Raw genomic sequence first — 7,047 nt, 5'->3', positions numbered from 1 at the left:
GCGTCTGAGGGGGCAAATCTGCATTTTACTAACTTGCGATCGCGCCCTCAAGATTTTGACCCTGCAACGCGCGATCGCTTTTTAGCTGGTGCCTTAATTCCCTCTCATTGGTACATTCAGGCGCAACGGTTCAGGCAGTGGTATCGCGATCGCGTCCGGGAAATCTTCCAAAATATTGATATTATTCTCGCCCCCACAACCCCTTGTGTTGCCCCACCACTCGGTCAAGAAATGATGATTATTGCTGGGGAAGAAGTACCCATCCGTGCCCATTTGGGAATGTACACACAACCGTTGTCTTTTATTGGTTTACCTGTCTTATCTGTTCCAATTCAACGTCCTGGAGCCTTACCGTTGGGAGTACAAATTATTGCTGCACCTTACAATGAGGCACTAATTTTACGAGTTGCGGCTGTACTAGAAACTCAAGGAATTGTTTCTGCTCCAGTCGTGCCCTGACTGACTCTTGGAATGCCCCCTCATATCCCCCAACTCTGAGGTACTTTAGAATTCTATCTCTCCTGACTCCTGACTCCTGATTTCTATTTTTAAGCTAGGTTGCTCGATCGCAAAACCATCGTTTGCAGGGGCACGATATTATTGAATTCTTGCGGTAAAGGTGTCAGTTTCAAGATATTGTTTATTACGTCGAGCCCCAATTTTCCTGAATTTCTTCTTGAGCAACAACAAAACTCGGAACCAAGCTCTTGCTGGCTGATCGTAAAACGTGAAAATATCCCCATAGGCAACTTTTGCATCCTGATGATGAAGCCAATGCCGTTCAGGAGTTGTGATCAACAATAAATTGCAAAGACGCTCAATAAAAACAGGGGTTTGATAATTGAGCATAGAAGTATGCCGCCACACAACATGAAACTCACCAAACAAAAGCCCTAGAACAGTGCCTGGAGGAGATATAGCCCAAAACCAGGGGACAAACATGAAATAGGGCACAGCCCCAAGTAAGCCATCAAGCAGTACCAATGGGTTTTTCGTCAAAACAGCATAATGAATAAAGCTACGATTCTTGCTGTGATGAACCAATGTATGAAATTTTCCAAAAATATGCTCGGGGACATGGTAGAAAAACGTAGATAGAAAATCTCCAATGAGCAACATCACTAAAGCTACCAAAACGGCCTTAATAAATTCCATAATGAATGTCTCACGCCACAGAGTTAAATTAATCGATGAAAATTAAGCTTTACTTAAATCAGGGTTAAAATTTATTTGTTCATCAAAAAATTAGCTAATAAAGGTAAGGGAAGTGGAAACATGGTTACAAAGAACCAGAGAGGAGAGTTACTTGTCTACCCCATCCGTTGAAATTCCAGTTATTGATTTTGCAGCGTTTCTTAACGAGAAAAATGACCAACAGCCAATTGTTGGTTATCAAATCTATCAAGCTTGCCATGAAATCGGGTTCATGTACCTGAAAAATTTTGGAATTTCTCCAATCATGATTGACCAATTGTTCAGCGAAGCCAAGCAGTTCTTTGACCTCCCTATTGCCGTTAAGAGTCAGCTAGCGTGGTCGGATGAGTTCAGTAATCGGGGTTATGTAGGCATTGAGAGAGAACGCCTCGAGCCGAATCAACCAGGAGACTTAAAAGAAGCTTTTAATGTTGGAAAAGAGGTCATTCGTGATGAAAAAAGTATGGAAGACAAATCCTCTTTGATTCTCAATCAATGGCCTAGAGGACAAGATAACTTCCGCCAAACCGTTTTGGAGTTCTATAACGCTTGTGCACAAGCCTCTGATAGAATCTGCAAAGCCTTTGCTGTTGCCCTCAATCTACCAGAGTCTTTCTTCTCAGACAGGCACACCCAGCAAGCTCATACGCTTCGCCTTCTGCACTACCCACCGATACAGCAGTCGCCTAAAGCCGGACAAGTGCGTGCAGGTGAACATTCTGACTATGGCAGTTTTACGCTGCTCTTTCAAGATGAAGTGGGTGGGTTGGAAGTTTGCACAGCACAAGGTGAGTGGATTGCTGCACCTTGCATTCCTGATACCATCCTCGTCAACACCGGGGATTTAATGCAGCGGTGGACAAACCATATATTTTGCTCTACCCAGCATCGAGTGATGATTCCCAAAAGCTATCGCGCCAAGCGTTCCCGCTATTCAGTGGCCTTTTTCTGCCATCCCAATAATGATACTGAGATTGCCTGCCTGGAAAGTTGCAAACAACCCAATCGCCCCCCACTTTATCCTCCTATTACCGCAGGCGACTATCTGTTGAGTCGATTACAAGAAACGTATTAGATCAGATAAAAGGGAAACTTTAGTTGAATGAAAACTTACGACTGGATTGTGGTGGGTGGGGGTATTACGGGTGCGGCATTAGGTTACGAATTGGCAACCAAAGGCTTTCGTGTCCTACTTTTGGAACAAGATGTCACTTTACAACACAGTGGTACCCGTTATAGTTATGGAGGTCTGGCTTACTGGTCGGGTACATCCGAGTTAACTCATCAGCTGTGCCAAGAGGGAATTGAACACCACCGCAGATTATCTCAGGAATTAGATGCAGATACCCAGTTCCGTGAACTCGATTTGCTGCTGTTTCTTACTCCTGAAGATAACCTAGAAAAGGTAAGCGCCAACTATGCAGGTTTTGCGATCGCACCTCGCTTACTCAGTGTAGAAGACGCCTGTGAACTGGAACCTTTGCTCAATCCAAATGCGATCGCAGGTGCACTGACGGTTCGTCACGGACACATCCATCCTGAAAAAACGACCCAAGCCTACCTCGAAGCCTTTCGCCGTTGCGGTGGCGAACTTCAAATCGCTCAAGTAATTGAACTGCTGCGACAAGGGACTCGCATTGAAGGTGTAAAAACAGCCAACCAAACCTATCACGCTGCCAACACGGTTATCTGTGCCGGTGGTTTAAGTCGCGCTTTACTCAAAGCCGCACAAATTCCTATCCGGTTGTATTTCTCCCACGCGGAGATGATTGAAATTCCACCCGTTGAGATCCAACTGCGAACCGTGGTGATGCCAGCGGATACCAAACGGTTTGCACTAGAAGCACAAGCTAGCAAGGCTGAGGTTGATTCGTTATGGGATGAACCCAATCATGAGCCAGTGCCACCCATTTTAGACGCGGGTGCCATTCAATTTCTCGATGGTACTTTACGCATTGGTCAACTCAGCCGCATTCTTACTGACCCCTATGCTAAGGTAGACTCATCTGCCAGCGAAGCAGCCATTCGTACCCAAGTGGGGAAAATCTTACCGGCTCTCGAAAAGTTACCAGGAACTTGGCATCACTGCCTGGTTGCTTTTAGTAGCGATCGCCTTTCTGTTGTTGGGCCACTCAGTAACGTAGAGGGCGCTTATGTATTTTCCGGATTGTCTACCCCTCTGGTATTTGTACCTCCTCTAGCCAAGCATTTCGCGAACTGGGCAACTGGACAAGATGACTCGATTATCAATCAATTGTCATTTAGCGATCGCGCCTGTATTTAAGCTATAGCTTTTAGGTGCTACAATCATAAACTTTCAGGGGCATCTACTTGGTCATAAGTAACCTCCTTTGGCGGTAAGGGGCGTATTGTTGTACGCCCCTATATCTTTCTAGTAACAGTGAGCAGTGAACAAAAAACATCCCTGAGTAGTAGAGTTCTCAGACAAAAAACGTCAACTCCCAACTGATTACTGGGGCTTTATTGGTGGGCTTTCTTGCCCCCTGAAGAAACCGGGTTACTGTTTTACACGAGCTGTTCATTGATTGACCGAAGCACTAGCTCAGGCCACTCCCCATACGGCTGGTCTCATGTCCGGTTAAATACCCATACTTGGGACAGACGCGAAGAAATCTAACGTTCTCAAGATTAGCAAAACTTCAAGAACAACTCAGGTGTCCTACCCCACTCTAAGCTTATTTTTAAGGTAGATTCACCTTTTTAGTGACCAGTGAACAGTGAGCAGTAACTAGTGAACAAAAAAACATCCCTAAGTGTGAGGCTACCCTTAAAAAAAGTGTCAACTGCCATCTGACCGCTGTTAACCCAAACCAATCAGCATGGAAGGTTGTCGCATTAACAGCGGTGCTTTCTTCCACGCTAAACTTGGTCACTGAGCATGGCTTAACTTTCCTATGTTCATCATAAATTCGAGGTTTAGAATAGAAGTAACTAGAAGTTTATCCAAGCCAGAGCTGAGAGAAAAACTTTCTCAAAAAATATTCCTAATCATTCTAATCGTGGGATTAAAAATTAGTTATAAATGATGTTTCTTAATTAATTTTAATTTTAATTAATTTTTAATATTGTTAAAAAAAGGCATCAATTATCAATAAAGTAACCTAAGTTTTAAATAGGCGAGTCCTTTGAGGGTTAGGAACTGGAACATGAACGTCAATCATTTATATAAGTCGCATGAGTCTCCTCAGAATCAAGCCGACCTCAGACAGATTCAGTCAATTGACAGGGGTAGTAACCAGAACCAGCCTGAAAACCTCCAAACCCTACAGCCAAATAGAAAGGAGTTAGAGAATGTTCTTACCCTCTATCATAGTCTTCCCTGTATTGGCTTCGCGCTCAATTCGAGGAGAACCATTCTTTCAGCCAGTCAGTTCGCCTCTGCTTACCTAGATTATGACGTTCTTGAGCTAGCCCAAAAGCCGGTCAGTGATTTTGTTTACTGGGAAGACCAAGCCATTTGTCAAGCTAAGTTGACAGAGGTACTGCAACAGCCAAATCAGATTACTCAATGGGAAGGCCGCCTTGTCCGCAAAAACGGTAGCGTTATGTGGGTCAGAGCAAAGGCTAGCTTAGTTCCAACCGCTGAATCAGAACCAATCATCACTCTAGTTTGTGAAGACATTACTGGATGCAAGCAGGCACAAGAGGCACTGCGGCAGAGTGAGGTACACTTTAGAGCTACTGTAGAGGAGAGTCGTAAGCAGGCAGAAGAGGCACTACGGCAGCAATTTCTCTGGGAACAGTTGGTCGGCGCGATCGCACAACGCATTCATCAGTCCCTAAACCTGGAAGAGATTCTCAACACGACGGTTGCCGAAGTGCGGCAATTTCTCGGCTGTGATCGCGTGATTATCTTCCGCATTCATCCAAATGGCAGTGGGGTCATTGTAGTAGAATCAGTAGAGCCTCACTGGATGCCCATTTCAGGAATCAGCATCAATGATCGCCATTTTGCAGAAGCCTATATCAAGCTATACCAACAAGGAAGAGTTCAGGCGCTAGAGGATATCGACAGCGCGGGTTTAACTCAATGCCATCGCGATTTACTCGCTAAGTTTCAGGTCAGAGCGAACCTCGTTGTCCCCATTGTCCAGGAAGAGCAATTGTGGGGATTACTGGTTGCTCAGCAGTGTTCAAAACCCCGGAAGTGGCAACCGTTGGAAATCGATTTGCTCAGTTCCCTGGCAACCCAAGCCGCGATCGCAATTCAGCAATCTGAGCTTTACCAGCAAGCTCAAACCGAAATTGCTCAGCGCCAGCAGGCAGAAGAAGCCCTACAGCAGCAGTTTCAACGGGAACGCTTAGTTAGTGCGATCGCTCTTCGCATTCGCCAATCTTTGAACCTGGAGGAAATCCTCAAGGCTACGGCGGCTGAAGTGCGACAGGTTCTGGAAACTGACCGAGTCGTCCTTTTCCGCTTCGAGTCAAACTGGAGTGGGAATGTCGTTGTGGAATCAGTGGCTTCTAGTTGCTTCTCGATTCTGGGACGAAACATTCACGACCCTTGTTTTGAGGATGCCTATGTTTTGCCTTACCAACTGGGTCGAGTCAAGGCGATCGAGGACATCTACACCGCCAATTTAGACGAGTGCCATGTTGATTTACTAGAGCAGATGCAGGTGCGAGCTAACCTAGTCGTACCGATTCTGCAAAGCGAACCAACCCTGGAACATCCCAAATCTAAAATCCCACGATTGTGGGGATTGCTCGTTGCCCATCACTGCTCAGAACCCCGGAAATGGGGGCAATGGGAGGTTGACTTACTCACCTCCTTAGCGTCCCAAGTTGCGATCGCCATCCAGCAAAGCCAACTTTATGAACAAGCTCAGTATCAAGCTAAACGAGAACAGGCTCTCAATCAGCTGACTCAGGTAATCCGCCGTTCTCTAGACTTACAAACCATTTTTGCCACAGCCACTCGTGAGATTGAGAAACTTCTAGAAGTAGACCGCGCTCAAATCGTGCAATATTTACCTGCACAGAAGCGTTGGGTGAGTGTAGCCGAGTCTTGCAAACACGCCTGTTCACCAACCTGTCTAGGTCTGGAAATTCCCGATGAAAATAATCCGATTACCGATCAACTCAAGCGGTTAGAAGTGGTTTGGATTGACGATACCCATAGCTTTGAAGGCAAGGATAGAAGCAAAGCGCCAACGTTTCCGGGAGCGTGGTTATTAGTGCCACTACACTTTGGAGACTCGCTTTGGGGGGCACTGGCACTCGTGATGGATACGGGCCCTTACCATTGGCAAGATTCGCAGTTGGAATTAATCTGTAAGGTCGCTGACCAGTTAGCGATCGCTCTCCAACAAGCCGAACTCTACGAGCAAAGTTGTATCGCCACTGCACAAGCTCAGTCACACGCTCAACAATTAGAGCAAACCTTAGTTGAACTTCAGAAAACCCAAGCCCAACTGGTGCAAAGTGAAAAAATGTCCAGTCTTGGACAACTCGTCGCTGGCGTGGCACACGAAATCAACAACCCGGTGAGCTTCATCTATGGCAATCTGATGCACGCCAGTGATTACACTCAGGATATTTTGGGCTTACTCCAGCTGTATCAACAACATTACCCCGATCCTTCACCAGAAATTGAATCGGAAATTGCCGCTATCGACCTAGTTTTTCTCCTAGAAGACTTGCCAAAACTGCTGAGTTCCATGAAAGTTGGAGCCGAGCGAATTTGTGAAATTGTGGCAGCATTACGGAACTTCTCCCGCTTTGCCGAAGCGGAAATCAAACCGGTCGATTTACACGAAGGGCTGGATAGTACCCTGATGATTTTGCAAAATCGTCTAAAGGCTGCCGGAGGGCATCCGGAAATTGAAGTGA

General features: G+C 45.9%; 5 protein-coding genes. 4 read left to right on the top strand and 1 reads right to left on the bottom strand.

The annotated features are described in order from the left end of the window. Window positions 1-459, top strand: a 459-nt coding sequence (locus V6C93_RS36225) for an amidase family protein (RefSeq protein WP_333481544.1), incomplete at its 5' end; no start/stop codon positions are given. Between the two features lie 138 nt (window positions 460-597). Here the strand turns inward: V6C93_RS36225 and V6C93_RS36220 are convergent. Further along, on the bottom strand, window positions 598-1,155 hold the full coding sequence (locus tag V6C93_RS36220) for a sterol desaturase family protein (protein ID WP_333481543.1): 558 nt from the start codon (window positions 1,153-1,155) through the stop codon (window positions 598-600). A gap of 151 nt (window positions 1,156-1,306) precedes the next feature. Here V6C93_RS36220 and V6C93_RS36215 point away from each other — a divergent pair, with 151 nt between their 5' ends. The 3 genes from V6C93_RS36215 to V6C93_RS36205 all read left to right on the top strand — a co-directional run. After that, window positions 1,307-2,269 (top strand): isopenicillin N synthase family dioxygenase, encoded by a 963-nt coding sequence (locus tag V6C93_RS36215; protein ID WP_333481542.1) that lies wholly within the window; start codon window positions 1,307-1,309, stop codon window positions 2,267-2,269. 27 nt (window positions 2,270-2,296) lie between these two features. Continuing rightward, window positions 2,297-3,478 (top strand): FAD-binding oxidoreductase, encoded by a 1,182-nt coding sequence (locus V6C93_RS36210; protein WP_333481541.1) that lies wholly within the window; start codon window positions 2,297-2,299, stop codon window positions 3,476-3,478. A gap of 883 nt (window positions 3,479-4,361) precedes the next feature. Next, the coding region (locus V6C93_RS36205) for a GAF domain-containing protein (protein WP_333481540.1) at window positions 4,362-7,047 on the top strand (2,686 nt) is incomplete at its 3' end.

Source organism: Allocoleopsis sp., assembly GCF_036703385.1.
Classification (GTDB): Bacteria; Cyanobacteriota; Cyanobacteriia; order Cyanobacteriales; family Coleofasciculaceae; genus Allocoleopsis.
This window is presented reverse-complemented; position numbering and strand designations above follow the sequence as displayed.